We start from the raw sequence: 16,609 nt of genomic DNA, 5'->3' as shown, positions 1-16,609 counted from the left end.
GCGAGGCCCCGGCGTCGCAGTGTCTCGGTGCCCTCACCCAGCCCCGGCGGATAGTGTGCTGCGGTGATGGCAGTCCACCTCCGCATGGCCCACTGGGTCGAGAACCACCCGAACCTGACCAACGCCCTGCTCACGGGCGTGGGCGGGCTCTTCACCCTCTTCTTCCTGATCTCCGCGCAGTGGGACGGCATCACGTGGTGGTGCTCGATCGCGTGCTGGTTGCCGCTGTTCTTCCGCCGCGTGGCGCCCACGGCCACGGCCTGCGTGCACGGGGCGCTGGTGGTGGTGAGCCTGCTGGCGTTCAACGTGGCTCCGATCGCGCTGTGCCTGTGGTCCGTGCCGTGGGTGGTCTACACGGCGGCCATGCGTTCCCCGCGCCGCGGTCGACGGGGCGTGTTCCTCGCCGCGCTGCTGGGCTGCGCGGTGCTCGGGGTGCGCACCAACCACTGGTTCCTCTTCCTGACCGAGGGCTACACCCCCACGGAGTGGCTGCTGACCGGTGCCGTCTTCGGGATCATCTCCGCGGCGTTCGTGACCGTGGCCTACCTCGTGGGAGACCTCGCGCGGGGTCGGCTGCAGCGCCGCGAGCAGCTCGAGGACCGTGCCCGCAGGCTCGAGATCGAGCGTGAGCAGGAGGTCCGGATGGCCGCGCAGGACGAGCGGGCACGGATCGCGCGGGAGATGCACGACGTCGTCGCCCACTCCCTGTCCGTGGTGATCGCCCAGGCGGACGGCGCGCGCTACGCGGCCGCCGCGGACCCCGGGGTGGCGGTCGAGACCCTCGGGACCATTGCTGACACTGCCCGCGGCTCGCTCACCGAGATGCGCAAGCTGCTGGGCGTGCTGCGCACCGACGACGAGACCGCCACCGCGCCCGTCCCGCAGCTGGGCCAGATCGACCAGCTCGTGGGCTCCGTGCGCCGGGCGGGGCTGCCGGTCGAGTACCGCGTGGCCGGGGAACCCGCACTGTCCGCCGGCGCGCAGCTCGCGCTCTACCGCGTGGTCCAGGAGGCGCTGACGAACGTGCTGAAGCACGCCTGGCAGGCGGCCTCCGTGCGGATCGTCGTGGAGCACGGACCCCGGGGGTCCTGGGCGGAGATCACCAACGACGGCGTGGGCGGCACCACCCGCGCGCCCCGCGGCGGGTACGGTCTGCAGGGGCTGCGCGAACGCGTGTCCCTGTACGGCGGCACGCTCACCGCGGGGCCGCACCCCGACCGCTCGGACGTGTTCGTCGTCCGCGTCTCGCTGCCCGGGGAGGGCTCATGACCGACACCGCACCCGTCCGCGTGCTGATCGTGGACGACCAGCCGCTCGTCCGCGGCGGGTTCCGCATGCTCGTGGACTCGCAGCCGGACCTCACGGTCGTGGGGGACGTCGACGACGGCGCCGCGGCCGTTGCCGCCGTGCGTTCCGCGGTCGGGCTGCCGGACGTGATCCTCATGGACGTGCGCATGCCCCGGATGGACGGGATCGCCGCCACGCGGGAGATCCTGGCCCTCGCCCCGCAGATACGGGTCATCGTGCTCACGACCTTCGACCTGGACGAATATGCCCTGGAAGGCATTCACGCCGGGGCGAGCGGCTTCCTGCTCAAGGACGCCCGCCCCGAGGAGCTGCTGGACGCCATCCGCACGGTGGCCCGCGGGGACGCCGTGATTGCACCGTCCACCACGCGCCGCCTGCTCTCCCACCTGGTCGCCGGGACGGAGCAGTCCACGGGGGCCACGGCGTCGTCGTCGGCCCCGAGGGGTGGCCCCCGGGCGAACCCGGCCGGGCAGGCCCCCGCACCCCGCGACCCGTGGGCCGATCCCCGGCTGCGCTCGCTGACCGGCAGGGAGCGGGAGGTGTTCGAGCTGATCGGCGTGGGTTGCTCGAACGGCGAGATCATGGAGCGGCTCTTCCTCTCCGAGCCCACGGTCAAGACGCACGTGTCCCACATCCTCTCCAAGCTGGGAGCCCGGGACCGGGTGCAGGCCGTGGTGATCGCGTACGAGACCGGCGTGGTGCTCCCCGGCTGAGTCTCATCCCCCGGTATGAGACCGGCGACCCGGCCGTGATGCACGCCACCGGCGCGGCCGCGGAACCTCGTACCCCCGTCCGATGTTCCGGGGAAGCGGGTGCACCACACTGGAGGCATGACTTCCTCTGAGCCCTCCCTGGGCCGCTACGACAACCCGCCCTGGTCCGAGACCACCCGCCCCGACACGACCGGCGCGGAGACCGGCCGCGCGGAGGCCGCCCGTGCGGAGAGCGGGGCCCAGCGCCGTCTCGCCGTGAGCGCGGCCCACGTCTCCCGCACCTACGGCTCCGGCGGCACCGCGGTGGCGGCGCTGAAGGACGTCAGCCTGGAGATCCCCGCCGGCACGTTCGTGGCCGTGATGGGACCCTCCGGCTCCGGCAAGTCCACGCTCGTGCACTGCCTCGCCGGCCTGGACACCCCGGACCGCAACCCGGAGACCCGGATCGTGGTGGGCGGCCAGGACATCGCCGGGCTCTCCGACGACCAGCTGACCCGCTTTCGCCGCGACCACGTGGGCTTCGTCTTCCAGGCGTTCAACCTGGTCCCCACGCTCACCGCGCGGCAGAACATCGAGCTGCCCCTGGCGCTCGCCGGCAAGAAGGCCGACGCCCAGCGTCTGGATGCGCTCGCCGGAACGCTCGGGATCACCGAGCGCCTGGACCACCGCCCGGACGAGATGTCCGGCGGCCAGCAGCAGCGCGTGGCGATCGCCCGCGCACTGCTCTCCCAGCCGGACGTCGTGATCGCGGACGAGCCCACCGGTGCGCTGGACTCCGTGACGTCCCACGAGGTGCTCGCGCTGCTGCGCCGCTGCGTGGACGAGCTGGGCCAGACCGTCGTCGTCGTCACCCACGACGCCACCGTGGCCGAGGCCGCGGACCGCGTCCTGCACGTGCGCGACGGCGTGCTCGTGGACGATGCGCAGGGGGTCAACTGATGCTGCGCGTGGTCTGGTCGCGGCTGACCCGGCAGTGGAGCCGCTACGCCCTGGTGGTCGTGTGCGTGGCCGTGTGCGCGGGGTTCATGACCGCCGCGCTCGGCCTGGCAAGCACGCTGTCCGCCAGCCTCGCCGCTGACCTCGCGGCGCCCTACAAGAACGCCGACGCCGTGGTGAGCAGCCCGGACCAGGAGCAGTCCCCGGCCGCCGCGGACGCCCGTCAGCTGCAGAAGATCGAGGCGCTGCCCCACGTGGCCGGTGCCTGGTCCCCGGAGCGGATGCAGATCAGCGCGACCTCCTCCGGCGAGAACTCCTCCGACCAGTCCTTCATGATGCTCAGCGACCTCCCGAAGGACACCTCCCTGGTGCCCGCGGAGCTCACGCAGGGCTCGTACCCGGACTCCGCGAACCAGGTGGTGGTCTCGGAGAAGACCGCCGGTGACCTGCACGTGGGCGTCGGGGACTCCGTGGAGCTGCAGAACACCGCGGCGGACGCCGGCCCCGCCGCGAAGTACACCGTGAGCGGCATGACCTCCGCGGAGGCCTCCGCCTCCGGGCTGCCGCAGTGGTACGCCTCCGACGCAGGCGTGAAGCGCCTGGGCGGAACGGGCCTGTCCGGCCTCGGGCTGGGGTCGGAGATCCTGCTGCGCACCGACAACGGCACTCCCGGTCAGGAGCAGCTCGACCAGTTGACCACCGAGGTCAACCGCATCATGGGCACCGGCGAGGGGCAGCTCCCCGCCCTGACCGTGAAGACCCCCGAGCAGATCGCCCAGGAGTCCCTCAAGGACATGTCCCAGGGGACGGACATGCTCGCCGTCGTGCTCGCGGCCTTCGCCGGGCTCTCCGTGCTCGTGGCGCTGCTCGTGGTGACCAACACGCTCTCCGTGCTCACCGCCCAGCGGGCGCGTGAACTCGCACTCCTGCGCTGCGTCGGAGCCACCGGCTCGCAGCTGCGCCGTGCGGTGCTGCTCGAAGGTCTGGTCCTGGGCGCCGTGTCCTCGGCGCTCGGTGTGGCCGCCGTGGCGGGGCTCGTCGCCCTGGCGCGTGCCCTGTTCGACACCGGGACCCTGACACTGACCCTCGCGCCGCGGGACGTCCTCGTGGGCCTGGTGACCGGCATCCTGCTCACCGTGATCGCCTCCGTGGGCCCGGCCCGCCGCGCCCGTGGCGCCTCGGCGCTGGACGGCCTGCGCGGTTCCCGCGCCGCGGACGGTCTGCCGATGGTGCGCACCGTGCTCGGCGCGCTGATCCTCCTGGCCGGCGTGGGCACCCTGGTGTTCGCGGCCACGCAGCACAGCGCCGGGCTGGGCATCCTGGGTGGGCTGGCGTCCTTCCTGGGCGTGGTGATGACCTCCCGCGCCTACATTCCCGCCCTGGTGCGGGGGGTCGGGAAGATCCTGCCCGGCGGTGTGCCCTCCCGTCTCGCGGCGGCCAACGCCTCCCGCTACCCCGCACGGACCAGCACCACGGCCACGGCCCTGCTGATCGGGGTGCTCCTGGTGTCCACCGTGTTCACCGGGCAGTACGCGACCCGCGTGAACCTGCTCAACGAGCTCGACCGGCAGAAACCCGTGGACATCTCCGTCCCCGCGGAGGCCGGCCACCTCAGCGCGGACCAGGTCTCGCAGCTCAAGGGTCTGCCGGACGTCCTGGGCGTCCAGACGGACGGGGACCTGCCCTCCGGGGCGAGCGCCGCGATCGACGCCGCCCAGTACCTGGACACCTCCAAGGCCTCCGACCTGCAGAAGTCCGTGGCGAGCATCCTGCACGTGGACGCCGGCCAACTGGGCGGGGCGCTGCTCGAGAAGGCCAGCTACGTGAGCATCCTGGACATCATGCTCTCGGTGGTGCTCGGCCTGCTCGCCGCCGCGGTGGTGGTCTCCGTCCTGGGGATCGCGTCCACCACGTCCCTGTCCGTGCTGGAGCGCTCGCGGGAGAACTCGCTGCTCCGGGCGCTGGGGCTGTCCAAGCGGCAACTGGGTGCGTTGATCCGGCGGGAGACGCTGGTGATCGCCCTCGTGGCCACGGTCGTGGGACTCGTGGTCGGGTGGGCCTTCGGGATGCTGGGGCTGATGTCCATCCTCCCGGCCACGGTGACCCTGCACCCGGTGGTGCCGTGGAGCGGGTTCCTGATGATCCTGGTTGGCGCCGTGGTCGTGGCGGTGCTCGCCTCCGCCCTGCCGGTGCGCCGGGCCACAAAGCTCAGTCCCGTGGAGGGCATGGCCCGGGCGGACTGAGGTTCCGATGAACCAGGGGCGCGGTCGTGTACGGGCGGCCGCGCCCCTTTTCTCTGCCCGTGACGCGGTTTCCCGGGTGCCCGACGACGACGCCGCGGCCGCGCCGTCGTTGGCTCCCGTCCCCCTTGCCGACGCCCCTGGGGTGCCCGCCTTCGAGGCTGCCATGCCACTACGCCGAGACTCGTGGGGTTCTCGGGGTCGGGAATGGCCCCCGGATCGGCTCAGTCTTCGGGCAGGGTCAGGCGGTCCAGCGCTTCCAGCAGGTGGGCGAGGATCGCGTGCTTCTCGTCGTCGTCCTCCGGCAGCAGGCCCATGGAGGCCTGCTGGTAGAGGCCGTCGCTCATGGCCTTGACCGCGGCGGCGACGACCGGGTCCCCGACGTCCTCCAGGACTGCCTCGTACCAGTTCCGCTCGATGCGCGCGCACGCCTCCCGTGCCCCGGGCTCGCGGGCCTGCACGAGCCGGAAGGCGACGCCCAGGCTGCGGTCCAGTGGGCTGTCGTCGTACAGGGACGTGGCCAGGAACTCGCGGGCGGCGCCGCGCGGCGAGGTGCCCAGCCGCACGAGGTCCTGTGCGGCGAGGTCCTCGCAGCGGGCCAGGGCGGCGTCGACCAGGGCCTGCCGGTGCGGGAAGTGGTACAGCAGCCCGCCCTTGGAGACGCCGGCGTTCGAGGCGACGGCGTCCAGGGTCGCGGCGCGCTCGCCCTCCGTGAGCACCAGGTGCTCGAACGCGGCGAGCAGCTTCTCGCGGGCTTCGGGTTTGCGGGGCATGGCGGTGGTGGACCTCACGGTGTGACGGGAATTCTTGCGGATCGCGCGAGGTTAACTGTACCGTCTGGACGGTAAAGACTGGTGAGGCCCCCGTCCGCGGGGTTCGGTACAAGGGCGTACGGCTCCCGTCGTCCCCCGCCGCAATCCGAATCCCAGGAGGTTCCCGAGGTGTCCGTGATGGTCGAAGAACAGCGCAAGGCCGGTGCCCGCCAGTGGGGTGCCCTGGCTGTTCTGATACTCCCCGTGCTGCTGGTGTCCGTGAACAACACGGCCCTGAGCTTCGCGCTGCCCGCGATCTCCCAGGGGCTGCGCCCCACGGCCGCGCAGCTGCTGTGGATCGTGGACGTCTACCCCCTGATCCTCGCGGCGCTGCTCATCCCCATGGGCAGCCTGGGCGACCGGATGGGCCGCCGGAAGATGCTGGTCATCGGCTCCACCGGCTTCGGCCTGGTCTCCTTGCTGGCCGCGTTCGCGCCGAGCGCCGAGTGGCTGCTGGCCGCGCGCGTGGGCACCGCGGTCTTCGGCTCCATGCTGCTGCCCACCACGCTCTCACTGCTGCGCACCGTCTTCCGGGACGACCGCCAGCGCAGCCTGGCCATCGCCATCTGGACCGCCGGGTTCAGCGCCGGTGCGGCCCTCGGGCCCATCGCGGGCGGGTTCCTGCTCAACCACTTCTGGTGGGGCTCCGTGTTCCTGCTGGCCGTCCCCGCCCTGGTGGCGTTCCTGATCGCCGCGCCCCTGCTGCTGCCGGAGTCCAAGGACCCGAATCCGGGGCCCGTGGACCCCGCCTCCATCGTGCTCGCGGTGGCCACCATGGCGCCCGTGGTCTACGGCATCAAGTCCCTGGCCACCGGAGGCTCCCCGCTGCACGGCATCCTGTTCATCGCCGTGGGCGTCCTGTGCGGTGTGCTCTTCGCGCGCCGCCAGGTGGCCAAGGACTACCCCATGCTGGACCTGCGCTTCTTCCGCAGCGCCCGCTTCTCCGGCGGTCTCTCCGTGAACGTGGTGTCCAACGTGGCGCTGTTCGGCTTCCTGTTCTTCTTCACGCAGTACCTGCAGCTGATCAACGGCATGGACCCCATGACCTCCGGCCTGCTCATGATCCCCGGTCTGCTGCTGTCCATCCTCACCGGCCTGGGTGCCGAGCGGATCGCGCGACTGATCGGCGTTCGCTCCGCCGTGGTGCTGGGTCTGCTGCTCGTGGCCGCCGGGTTCTTCGTGGTGGCGTTCACGGACCAGATGTCGTCCTCCACCCCGATCCTCGTGGCCTTCACCGTGATGAGCGCGGGCACCGGGCTGGCCACCACGCTGTCCACGGACCTCGTGGTCTCCTCGGTCCCCGAGTCCAAGGCGGGTGCGGCGTCGGCCGTGTCCGAGACCGGTTACGAGGTGGGCGCCGTGCTCGGCACCGCCGTGCTGGGCGGGCTGACCACCGCGTTCTACCAGGCGCACCTGGAGCTGCCGGCCGCCGTGGACTCGACGCGCGCGCAGGCCGCCCACGAGACCCTGGGCGGCGCGCTGGACGTGGCCGCCGAGTCCCCGCTGAGCTCCGCGATCGCCGACGCCGCCACGGCCGCGTTCTCCGCGGGCATGCAGTGGACCTCGGTCTTCGGCGGGATCCTGGTGGCCGTGGTCGCGCTGGTCCTGGTGCGCGTGCTGCGCGCCGACCGCAGGGTGCGGCGCGCCCGGGTCTGAGCGTCCGCGTACGACGCCGCCGCGTGGCCCGTTCCGCGCGACGCGCCCGCCGTGCGGATGAGACCGTTCACACGCATCCGAGGTGCACTTCTGACCGGATTCCGCGAGGGCGGAGTGTCAGAAGTGCACCTCAGCTTTTCCCTGGCCCCGGGAGCCGCTCCGGCTGTGGGAGTACGCTGACCACGTTCGCGTACCTCGGGGTAACAGCCCCGGTGGCGGCGATGGAACGGACGGGCCGACCGGAGGGGACCGAGCATGCACCTGCAGCCCAAGGACCAGGAGAAGCTTCTGGTGGTGGTCGCCGCGGACCTCGCGCGCAGGCGCCAGGCGCGGGGGTTGAAGCTGAACTACCCCGAGGCGATCGCGATCATCACGTACGAGATGCTGGAGGGCGCCCGGGACGGGCGCACCGTGGCGGACCTGATGAGCTGGGGCAGCACCATCCTGACCCGCGAGGACGTCATGGAGGGGGTCCCCGAGATGATCCCGGACGTCCAGGTGGAGGCCACGTTCCCGGACGGCACCAAGCTCGTGACCGTCCACGACCCGATCCGCTGAGGCGACACCACCAGCCCGGCGCTACGGCGTCGTCCCACCCCGGCGGCACAGAACCGGCACTACGAGTACACGAGGAGCAGCCATGACACCCGGAGAGTACGTGCTGGCGGACGCACCCGTCGTCTGCAACGAGGGCCGCGAGGCCATCACCCTGGAGGTCCTCAACCGCGGGGACCGCCCCGTGCAGGTGGGTTCTCACTTCCACTTCGCGGAGGCCAACCGGGCCCTGGAGTTCGACCGAGACCGGGCCGTGGGCCACCGCCTGGACATCCCCGCTGGCACCGCGGTGCGCCTGGAACCGGGGGACTCCACCACGGTGCGGCTGATCCCGCTGGCCGGGGACCGGATCGTCCACGGCTTCCGGGACCTGATGGACGGCCCGCTGGACGCCCACGCCCCGGAGTCCTTCGACGACGACGCTGCGGCCACCCCCGCGCGGCACCGCTCCGCCGCCGGGGACGCCCCCGCGCCGCTGCAGCAGCGCGACGACTTCTCCAATGAGACCCGCTGAGCAGCACCAGCACCCCCGACCCGATGCCGAACGAGAAGGCCGACCATGAGCTTTGAGATGAGCAGGGAGCAGTACGCGAGCCTGTACGGGCCCACCACCGGGGACGCCGTGCGTCTCGCGGACACCGAGCTCTTCGCGCGGATCGAGAAGGACCTCACGACCCCCGGGGAGGAGGCCGTGTTCGGCGGCGGCAAGGTGGTCCGCGACGGGATGGGCCAGAACGGGCAGCTCGTGCGGGACGTGGGCATCCCTGACCTGGTGATCACGAACGTGGTGGTGATCGACTGGACGGGGATCTACAAGGCGGACGTCGCCGTGCGGGACGGCCACATCCAGAAGATCGGCAAGGCGGGCAACCCGCACGTGATGGACGGCGTGGACATCGTGATCGGTGTGGCCACGGACGTGATCGCGGGGGAGGGCAAGATCCTCACCGCGGGCGGGATCGACTCGCACATCCACTTCATCAGCCCGGACCAGATCGAGACGGCGCTGGTCTCCGGGATCACCACGATGATCGGGGGCGGCACGGGGCCGAGCGAGTCCTCGAAGGCCACCACCATCACCCCCGGCGAGTGGAACATCCACAACATGCTGCGCTCGTTCGAGGAGTTCCCCATGAACTTCGGGCTCCTGGGCAAGGGCCACGGCTCGGCGGTCTCGCCCATGGCGGAGCAGATCCGGGCGGGCGCGATCGGACTGAAGGTGCACGAGGACTGGGGCGCCACGCCGTCGTCCATCAACACGTCCTTGCAGGTCGCGGACGAGTACGACGTCCAGGTGGCGATCCACACGGACACCCTGAACGAGGCGGGGTTCGTGGAGGACACCCGCGCGGCGATTGCCGGGCGCGTGATCCACACGTTCCACACGGAGGGCGCGGGCGGTGGTCACGCCCCGGACATCATCGAGCTCGCGCAGGACCCGAACATCCTCCCGGCGTCCACCAACCCCACGCTGCCGTACACGCGCAACACCATCGAGGAGCACCTGGACATGCTCATGGTGTGCCACCACCTCAACCCGGACATCCCGGAGGACGTCGCGTTCGCGGACTCGCGCATCCGCAAGGAGACGATTGCCGCGGAGGACGTGCTGCAGGACATGGGCATCTTCTCGATGACCTCCTCGGACTCGCAGGCCATGGGCCGCGTGGGGGAGGTGGTGCTGCGCACGTGGCAGGTCGCGGACTCCATGAAGCGCCAGCGCGGGCAGCTCCCCGAGGACGAGGGCTCCGTGGGGGACAACCACCGCATCAAGCGCTACATCTCCAAGTACACGATCAACCCGGCTATCGCCCACGGGGTCTCCCACGCGGTGGGCTCCGTGGAGGAGGGCAAGTTCGCGGACCTGGTGCTGTGGGAGCCCAAGTTCTTCGGCGTGAAGCCGGACCTGATCCTCAAGGGCGGACAGATGGTCCACGGCGTGATGGGTGACCCCAACGCCTCCATCCCCACCCCGCAGCCGCGCTGGTACCGCAAGGCGTTCGGCGCCTACGGGAAGGCCGTGGCGGGGTCCTCCATCACGTTCATGTCCCAGGCGTCCATCCGGGCCGGGGTGCCGCGCGCGCTCGGCCTGCAGAAGGTCGTGCGCGAGTGCCGCGGCATCCGCACCCTCACCAAGGCGGGCATGAAGTTCAACGGCGAGACCCCGCAGCTGCGGGTGGACCCGGAGACCTACGAGGTCCGCGTGGACGGCGTGCCCGTGAGTTGCGAGCCCCGGGACGAGCTGCCCATGGCGCAGCGGTACTTCCTCTTCTAAAGGGACGACGACGCCGCGCGGCGTCGTCGTCCCGCGGTCCCGGCGGACGGCCCCGGCAACCGGGGCCGCACGCCCGGCGTCGGCCGGACGCGACCGCACCACCCACGAACGACGACGGAAGGAGCCCCCATGATCGTCACCGAGATCCTGGGCAACATCCACGAGGCCCCCGGCGCGGAGCTGGTGGCCGGGAGGCACCTGGAGAAGGTGGTGCTGCCCAGCGCGGAGCTGGTCAAGCGCATCCAGCGCCTCACCACGGACCACGGCCACGAGCTGGGGCTGCGGCTGCCTGCGAAGGCGCCGGACCTCAGGGACGGGGACGTGCTCGCCGTGGAGGGCGATCCGGACGGCGGCAACGCCGTGGTGGTGCAGGTGCTGCCCACGGACGTGCTGGTGATCGGGGCGCGGTCCATCACGGAGATGGCGTTCGTGGCGCACAGCCTGGGCAACCGGCACCTGCAGGCGCAGTTCTTCGACGAGGACAGCGAGTACGGGGCGCAGGTGATGGTGGTGCAGTACGACCACACCGTCCAGGACTTCCTGGAGCACCACGGTGTCCCGTACTCCCGCCAGGAACGGGTCATGCCGGTGCCCTTCCGCCACGCCGAGCACACGCACTGAGCCCGTGGTGGAGCCGTCCATGAGGGGTGTCCTGGGGCTGATGCAGCTCACGGACTCCGCCCTGCCCACCGGCGCGTTCAGCCACTCGCTGGGCTTCGAGACCTACATGGCCGCGGAGCAGCTGGAGGACGAGGCCTCGTTCTCCGCGTGGCTGGAGATGTTCGTGGACCAGCAGCTGACGTTCACGGACGCCCTGGCCATCCGGCTGGTCTACGCGGCGGAGGACTTCGAGCGGATCGAGGACCTGGACGAGCTCGTCACGGCGCAGGCCCTGCCCCGCCAGATCCGCGAGGGCGGGATGACCATGGGCAAGCGGCTGCTGAGCATCGGCGCCCGCAGCTACCCTGGCGAGTGGGTTCAGCGCTACGAGCAGGGGGTTGTGGAGGAGCGGCTGCACGGTCACCAGGCCACGGTGTGGGGCGTGCTTGCCCGGGAGCTCGGCGTTCCCGAGGACACGGCCGTGGCCTCGCACGTGTACGCCACGGTGATCTCCCTGACGCAGAACGCGGTGCGCGGCATCCCTCTGGGGCAGAACACCGGCCAGGCGGTGATCCGTGACGCGCAGGACTGGGTGGGGCGCGCCGTCGCCGTCTCCCGAGACCTCGTGGCGCAGGGGATCGCCGAGGAGGTGCTCGGCGCTGTGGCCCCCGGGCTGGAGATCGCGCAGATGAACCACGAGCGGCAGCGGGCCAGGCTCTTCATGAGCTGAGGCCGACGACGACGACGCGCGGCCGGGAGGGGCGCCCCGGGCCGGTTCACCCGGGACCGGCAGCAACGCACGAACCGCACGGCCGCATGAACCGGCGGAACGCACGACACGTCATGGGAACCAGAAGCACGACGAGCAGCAGGAGGAACAGCATGGACCCCGTCATCATCGGTGTGGGAGGCCCCGTGGGAGCGGGCAAGACGCAGCTCGTGGAGCGCATCACGCGAGCCATGAGCCAGGAGATCTCCATGGCCGCGATCACCAACGACATCTACACGATCGAGGACGCCAAGATCCTCGCACGCAACTCCGTGCTGCCGGAGGACCGGATCATCGGCCTGGAGACCGGCGGCTGCCCGCACACCGCGATCCGCGAGGACACCTCCATGAACGAGGCCGCGATCGAGCAGCTGAAGAAGCGGTTCCCGGACCTGCAGGTGATCTTCGTGGAGTCCGGCGGGGACAACCTCTCGGCGACGTTCAGCCCGGAGCTCGTGGACTTCTCGATCTACGTGATCGACGTGGCCCAGGGCGAGAAGATCCCCCGCAAGGCCGGCCAGGGCATGATCAAGTCCGACCTGTTCATCATCAACAAGACCGACCTCGCTCCCCATGTGGGCGCGGACCTGGACGTCATGGCTGCGGACTCCAAGGTCTTCCGCAAGGACAAGCCCTTCGCGTTCACCAACCTCAAGACGGACGAGGGGCTCGAGCGCGTCCAGCAGTGGATCCGCGACGACGTCCTGATGCTCGACCTTGCCTGAGACCCCGGTCGAGGGGCCGACGACGACGCCGACCGCCGCGGTCTCCGGGGCCGGGCACGACGCCGCGCGGGGCCCCGCTGCGGCCTCCACCGCCGTAGACCGCGAGCGTTCCACGGGCGCGCCCGCAGCAGCGGGAGACCGGGGGCGCGGTGCTGGCCTCGCGCCCGTGCCGGCGGACGCGCGGAACGCAGCCGCGGCGGCGTCGTCGGCCGGGCGCTCGCGGTGGACCGGGGAGCTGCGGCTGGAGGTGGCGCAGCGCGAGGGCCGCTCGTACGCGGCCCGGCAGTTCCACGAGGGTGCGCTGCGGGTGCTGCGCCCGCACTACCTGGACCGTTCCGGGCAGGTCACGTACACGGTGATCAACCCGGGCGGGGCGTACTTCGGGGCGGACACCTACCTCCTGGACGTGACCGTGGAACGGGATGCCTCCCTGGCGCTGACCACGCAGTCCGCGACCAAGGTCTACCGCACCCCGCAGGGCCCGGCGGCCCAGGAGATGACCGTGCGGCTCGGGCCGGGAGCCGTGCTCGAGTACGTCCCGGACCAGTTGATCGTCTACCGGGGTGGCTCGTACGTGCAGCGCACGCGGGTGGACATGGACCCGACGGCGTCGCTCGTGCTCGCGGAGGTCGTCACGCCGGGGTGGTCCCCGACCGGCGAGTCCTTCGCGTACGACGAGCTGCGGATGCGCACCGAGGTGCGGGTGCTGCCGCCGGCAGTCGCGGCGTCGTCGTCCTCGTCGGCGAGAACGCTCCCCTCGTCGGAGGGATCGCGGTCCTCGCAGGAGACGCAGGGCGAGCAGGTGACGCGGGGGACGGACCCTGTCGCGCGAATACCCGGTGCGCGCCCCCGTCGGCTCGTCGTGGACCAGCTGCGCATCCATCCGGACGCCCACGGAGACCTGACCGGCGTGGGGTTCATGGAGGGGCACAGCCACACGGGCCAGCTGCTGATCGCGGACGCGCGCCTGGACGAGGACGTCTACGAGCAGCTCGTCCAGCTCGTGGACGCCTCCGACACCCACTCCGGCATCACTCGGGCGGGGGCGGGAGAGCCGTACGGTGTGCGGTGCGTGTGCGCGCGCTCCCTCGCCGACTCCACGGAGGCGATCTCCGCCCTGCACCGTGCCGTGGTGAACGCGCTGCGGCAGCGGTGGCGGGACCAGCCGCCGCTGCGGCTGCGCAAGTACTGACTTCCAGACCCGACGACCCTCCAGGAGCACCGTGTCCACCACGTCCCACCCCACGCTCTTCCACCGCTACGTGACCGACCGCCACACCCTGCCGCTGCGGGTGCGGGTGGGGTTCACCCTCGCCGCGGTGGCCGCCCTGCACGTGTTGGCGTTCGGGCTGCTGGCGACGGCGCTCGCCCCCGGTGCGCAGCCCCTGGCCCTGGGCGTGGTGCTCACCGCGTACGCCGCGGGCATGAAGCACAGCTACGACTGGGACCACATCTCCGCGATCGACAACTCCACCCGCAAGTTCGTGTCCGAGGGGATGAACCCCGCGAGCGTGGGCTTCGCGTTCAGCCTGGGGCACTCCCTGGTGGTGACGCTCGCCGGGGCCATGGTGGTGGCAGGTGCGCAGTTCGTGAGCGGGGCGTTCGAGGAGGGCAGCTCCGCGAACCACGTGCTCGGTCTGATCGGTGCGGGGATCTCCGGGGTGTACCTGCTGGTGCTGGGGCTCTACAACGCGAGCATCTCGGCGGGGCTGCTGCGCCGGGGCTCCGCAGGTGGAGGTGCCGCGGAGGGAAGCGTCCCGGCCGGCGGCTCCACTGAGGTCAGCGACGCGGGCCAGGGCGCCCCGCACGGTCACGCCCACACCCTGGACGGCAACTGGGGGCTCGTCTCCCGCCTGCTGCGCAAGCCGCTGGAGCGGGTGCGCCGGCCGCGGGACATCTTCGTCCTGGGCTTCCTGTTCGGGCTGGGCTTCGACACCGCCACGACCATCGGCCTGCTGCTGCTCACGGTCTCGGCGTCGCTGGCGGGCGTCCCCGCACTCGCGCTGCTGGGTCTGCCCGTGGCCTTCACCGCCGCGATGACCCTGTGCGACACCCTCAACGGGCTGGGCATGATGAAGCTCTACTCCAACGCCCTCACGGAGACGGGCACCCGGATGCGCTTCAACGCGACCGTCACCGTGATCTCCGCGGTCTCCGCGCTGTTCATCGCCACGATCACCCTGGGCGGCTTCCTGCACGACCTCCTGGACCTGGAGGACCCCGTGACGACGGCGCTCGCGGAGATCGACCTCGGCCAGGCCGGGCTCGCGCTCATCGCCGTCTTCGCGCTCGTGTGGCTGCGCTTCTGGTGGGTGGGGCGCCGGGAGCCCGGGACGGCGTCGTCGACGTAGTTCCGGCGTCTCCCGCCAGCCGCGTCAGGCGCGGGACACCGCCGCGTGCAGCCCCAGGTACGCGCACGCGGAGGGCACCGGCACCCTTCCAGCGCTACGGGGCGGCGTCGTCCGGCTGCTCCGGGCGCGGCCCGCGCGCCGGGAATCTTTCCCCCGGGGGCCGGTGTTGGAACTGGTGAAGGGGTCGCGCGACGACCCCCGACCCGAAGAGAATCCGCGACAGAAGGAGACCTCATGGCTTACCGCACAGAGAACCCCGCCACCGGCGTCGTCGAGCAGGAGTTCACCTCTCTCACGGACGCGGATGTCGCCCGCGCCGTCGAGCGCGCGGACGCCGCATTCACCTCGTGGCGCAAGACCCCCGCGGAACAGCGCGCGGCGGCACTGGCCGCTGTGGCGGACGCGTTCCAGGAGCGCGGGGACGAGCTGGCCCGCGTGATCAGCACCGAGATGGGCAAGCCGTTCACGCAGGCCCAGGGCGAGGTGGCACTGTCCTCCTCGATCTACCGCTGGTACGCGGACCACGGGCCCGCGCTGCTGCAGGAGGAGACCCTGGACGTGGGCGACAGCGCGAAGTCCGTGGTCGTCACCGATCCCGTGGGTGTGCTCATGGGTGTCATGCCCTGGAACTTCCCGCAGTACCAGGTGGCCCGTTTCGCGGCCCCGAACCTCATGCTGGGCAACACCGTGCTGCTCAAGCACGCCTCCATCTGCGGCCGCACCGCGGAACTCATCGAGGAGATCCTGCACGCCGCGGGCATCCCAGAGGACGCCTACATCAACCTCTTCGTGAGCACGGACCAGGTCACGGACATCATCGCGGACCCGCGGGTGCGCGGTGTCTCCCTGACCGGCAGCGAGGGCGCGGGCAAGGCGGTCGCCGAGACGGCTGCCCAGAACCTCAAGAAGAGCGTCCTGGAGCTCGGTGGCTCCGACCCGCTGATCGTGCTCGACGACGTGGACGTGGCGGAGACCGCGAAGACCGTTGCCACCGCCCGGATGAGCAACGCGGGCCAGGCCTGCAACTCGCCCAAGCGGATCTTCGTGCCCGCGAGCATGTTCGACGAGTTCGTGAAGGTGGTCGTGGAGACCGTCGAGGCCATGACGGTGGGCAACCCCCTCGAGGACGGGACCGACGTCGGCCCGCTGTCCTCGGTCCAGGGTCGCGACGACGCCGTGGCCCAGGTGGAGCGCGCCGTGGAGCAGGGCGCCACCCTGCACACCGGCGGCACCGCCCTGGACCGCGACGGCGCCTGGATGGCCCCGGCCGTCCTCACCGGTGTCACCCGGGAGATGGACGCGTTCAAGGAGGAAATCTTCGGCCCCGTGGCCGTGGTCTACTCCTACGACTCGGTGGACGAGGCCGTGGAGCTTGCCAACGACTCCTCGTTCGGCCTCTCCGGCTCCGTGTGGGCCCAGGACACCGCGAAGGCGGAGGAGATCGCCCGCCGGCTCGAGGTGGGCATGACCTACGTCAACGAGCACGGCACCACCAAGGCCGGTCTGCCCTTCGGTGGCGTCCGCCGCTCCGGCTACGGGCGTGAGCTCGGCCGCTGGGGCTTCGGGGAGTTTGCCAACACGAAGCTGGTTCGCGTGGCGGGCTGACGCCTCGCTCCACCAGACGACGACGGCGCGGCGGCCAGTCCCGGGGCAACCCGGGGCGGGCCGC

General features: G+C 71.4%; 15 protein-coding genes. 14 read left to right on the top strand and 1 reads right to left on the bottom strand.

The genetic code is table 11. From position 1 onward, the window contains the following. The first annotated feature begins 66 nt into the window (after window positions 1-66). The 4 genes from KVA01_RS12035 (at window position 67) to KVA01_RS12020 (ending at window position 5,200) form a co-directional block, all read left to right on the top strand. The gene (locus KVA01_RS12035; protein WP_068469770.1) at window positions 67-1,269 is read left to right on the top strand and encodes a sensor histidine kinase; all 1,203 of its coding nucleotides are present in this window, start codon (window positions 67-69) and stop codon (window positions 1,267-1,269) included. After that, window positions 1,266-2,021, top strand: coding sequence for a response regulator (locus tag KVA01_RS12030; protein ID WP_068469772.1), 756 nt, complete (start codon window positions 1,266-1,268; stop codon window positions 2,019-2,021). The genes KVA01_RS12035 and KVA01_RS12030 overlap by 4 nt, the downstream gene beginning before the upstream one ends. A gap of 117 nt (window positions 2,022-2,138) precedes the next feature. After that, window positions 2,139-2,960 carry an ABC transporter ATP-binding protein gene (locus KVA01_RS12025; protein ID WP_082810377.1) on the top strand — a complete coding sequence of 274 codons (822 nt, stop codon included), beginning with the start codon at window positions 2,139-2,141 and terminating at the stop codon, window positions 2,958-2,960. Continuing rightward, window positions 2,960-5,200: an ABC transporter permease gene (locus KVA01_RS12020; protein ID WP_068469774.1), complete on the top strand. Its 2,241-nt coding sequence runs from the start codon at window positions 2,960-2,962 to the stop codon at window positions 5,198-5,200. The genes KVA01_RS12025 and KVA01_RS12020 overlap by 1 nt, the downstream gene beginning before the upstream one ends. A gap of 221 nt (window positions 5,201-5,421) precedes the next feature. Here the strand turns inward: KVA01_RS12020 and KVA01_RS12015 are convergent, their stop codons facing one another. Beyond that, window positions 5,422-5,988, bottom strand: coding sequence for a TetR/AcrR family transcriptional regulator (locus KVA01_RS12015; RefSeq protein WP_231860654.1), 567 nt, complete (start codon window positions 5,986-5,988; stop codon window positions 5,422-5,424). Between the two features lie 159 nt (window positions 5,989-6,147). Between KVA01_RS12015 and KVA01_RS12010 the strand changes: the two genes are divergently transcribed. The 10 genes from KVA01_RS12010 to KVA01_RS11965 all read left to right on the top strand — a co-directional run bounded on the left by KVA01_RS12010 (window position 6,148) and on the right by KVA01_RS11965 (window position 16,545). Beyond that, the gene (locus KVA01_RS12010; RefSeq protein ID WP_233438874.1) at window positions 6,148-7,665 is read left to right on the top strand and encodes an MFS transporter; all 1,518 of its coding nucleotides are present in this window, start codon (window positions 6,148-6,150) and stop codon (window positions 7,663-7,665) included. 255 nt (window positions 7,666-7,920) lie between these two features. After that, entirely contained in the window at window positions 7,921-8,223 is a 303-nt protein-coding gene (locus KVA01_RS12005) for an urease subunit gamma (protein WP_068469776.1), read from the top strand. A gap of 82 nt (window positions 8,224-8,305) precedes the next feature. Continuing rightward, a complete protein-coding gene (locus tag KVA01_RS12000; protein WP_068469778.1) occupies window positions 8,306-8,734 on the top strand; it encodes an urease subunit beta in 429 nt (142 codons plus the stop codon). 45 nt (window positions 8,735-8,779) lie between these two features. Next, window positions 8,780-10,495 carry an urease subunit alpha gene (gene ureC / locus KVA01_RS11995; RefSeq protein ID WP_068469779.1) on the top strand — a complete coding sequence of 572 codons (1,716 nt, stop codon included), beginning with the start codon at window positions 8,780-8,782 and terminating at the stop codon, window positions 10,493-10,495. Between the two features lie 129 nt (window positions 10,496-10,624). After that, on the top strand, window positions 10,625-11,116 hold the full coding sequence (gene ureE, locus KVA01_RS11990; RefSeq protein WP_068469781.1) for an urease accessory protein UreE: 492 nt from the start codon (window positions 10,625-10,627) through the stop codon (window positions 11,114-11,116). Between the two features lie 4 nt (window positions 11,117-11,120). Beyond that, entirely contained in the window at window positions 11,121-11,825 is a 705-nt protein-coding gene (locus KVA01_RS11985; protein WP_082810379.1) for an urease accessory protein UreF, read from the top strand. Between the two features lie 152 nt (window positions 11,826-11,977). Then, a complete protein-coding gene (gene ureG / locus KVA01_RS11980) occupies window positions 11,978-12,589 on the top strand; it encodes an urease accessory protein UreG (RefSeq protein ID WP_068469783.1) in 612 nt (203 codons plus the stop codon). Window positions 12,590-12,824: 235 nt separating this feature from the next. Then, complete coding sequence (locus tag KVA01_RS11975) at window positions 12,825-13,781, top strand: urease accessory protein UreD (protein WP_174805728.1); 957 nt, start codon at window positions 12,825-12,827, stop codon at window positions 13,779-13,781. Window positions 13,782-13,812: 31 nt separating this feature from the next. Then, complete coding sequence (locus tag KVA01_RS11970) at window positions 13,813-14,940, top strand: HoxN/HupN/NixA family nickel/cobalt transporter (protein ID WP_082810380.1); 1,128 nt, start codon at window positions 13,813-13,815, stop codon at window positions 14,938-14,940. Window positions 14,941-15,174: 234 nt separating this feature from the next. Continuing rightward, the gene (locus KVA01_RS11965) at window positions 15,175-16,545 is read left to right on the top strand and encodes an NAD-dependent succinate-semialdehyde dehydrogenase (RefSeq protein ID WP_141270469.1); all 1,371 of its coding nucleotides are present in this window, start codon (window positions 15,175-15,177) and stop codon (window positions 16,543-16,545) included. Window positions 16,546-16,609 lie beyond the last annotated feature (64 nt).

Source organism: Kocuria varians, from assembly GCF_006539885.1.
Lineage (GTDB): Bacteria > Actinomycetota > Actinomycetes > Actinomycetales > Micrococcaceae > Kocuria > Kocuria varians.
This window is presented reverse-complemented; position numbering and strand designations above follow the sequence as displayed.

Excerpts from the sequence above, each read along its gene's own strand:
- KVA01_RS12035 (WP_068469770.1), top strand. The coding sequence starts at position 67 with ATGGCAGTCCACCTCCGCATGGCCCACTGGGTCGAGAACCACCCGAAC.
- KVA01_RS12030 (WP_068469772.1), top strand. The coding sequence starts at position 1,266 with ATGACCGACACCGCACCCGTCCGCGTGCTGATCGTGGACGACCAGCCG.
- KVA01_RS12025 (WP_082810377.1), top strand. The coding sequence starts at position 2,139 with ATGACTTCCTCTGAGCCCTCCCTGGGCCGCTACGACAACCCGCCCTGG.
- KVA01_RS12020 (WP_068469774.1), top strand. The coding sequence starts at position 2,960 with ATGCTGCGCGTGGTCTGGTCGCGGCTGACCCGGCAGTGGAGCCGCTAC.
- KVA01_RS12010 (WP_233438874.1), top strand. The coding sequence starts at position 6,148 with ATGGTCGAAGAACAGCGCAAGGCCGGTGCCCGCCAGTGGGGTGCCCTG.
- KVA01_RS12005 (WP_068469776.1), top strand. The coding sequence starts at position 7,921 with ATGCACCTGCAGCCCAAGGACCAGGAGAAGCTTCTGGTGGTGGTCGCC.
- KVA01_RS12000 (WP_068469778.1), top strand. The coding sequence starts at position 8,306 with ATGACACCCGGAGAGTACGTGCTGGCGGACGCACCCGTCGTCTGCAAC.
- ureC (WP_068469779.1), top strand. The coding sequence starts at position 8,780 with ATGAGCTTTGAGATGAGCAGGGAGCAGTACGCGAGCCTGTACGGGCCC.
- ureE (WP_068469781.1), top strand. The coding sequence starts at position 10,625 with ATGATCGTCACCGAGATCCTGGGCAACATCCACGAGGCCCCCGGCGCG.
- ureG (WP_068469783.1), top strand. The coding sequence starts at position 11,978 with ATGGACCCCGTCATCATCGGTGTGGGAGGCCCCGTGGGAGCGGGCAAG.
- KVA01_RS11965 (WP_141270469.1), top strand. The coding sequence starts at position 15,175 with ATGGCTTACCGCACAGAGAACCCCGCCACCGGCGTCGTCGAGCAGGAG.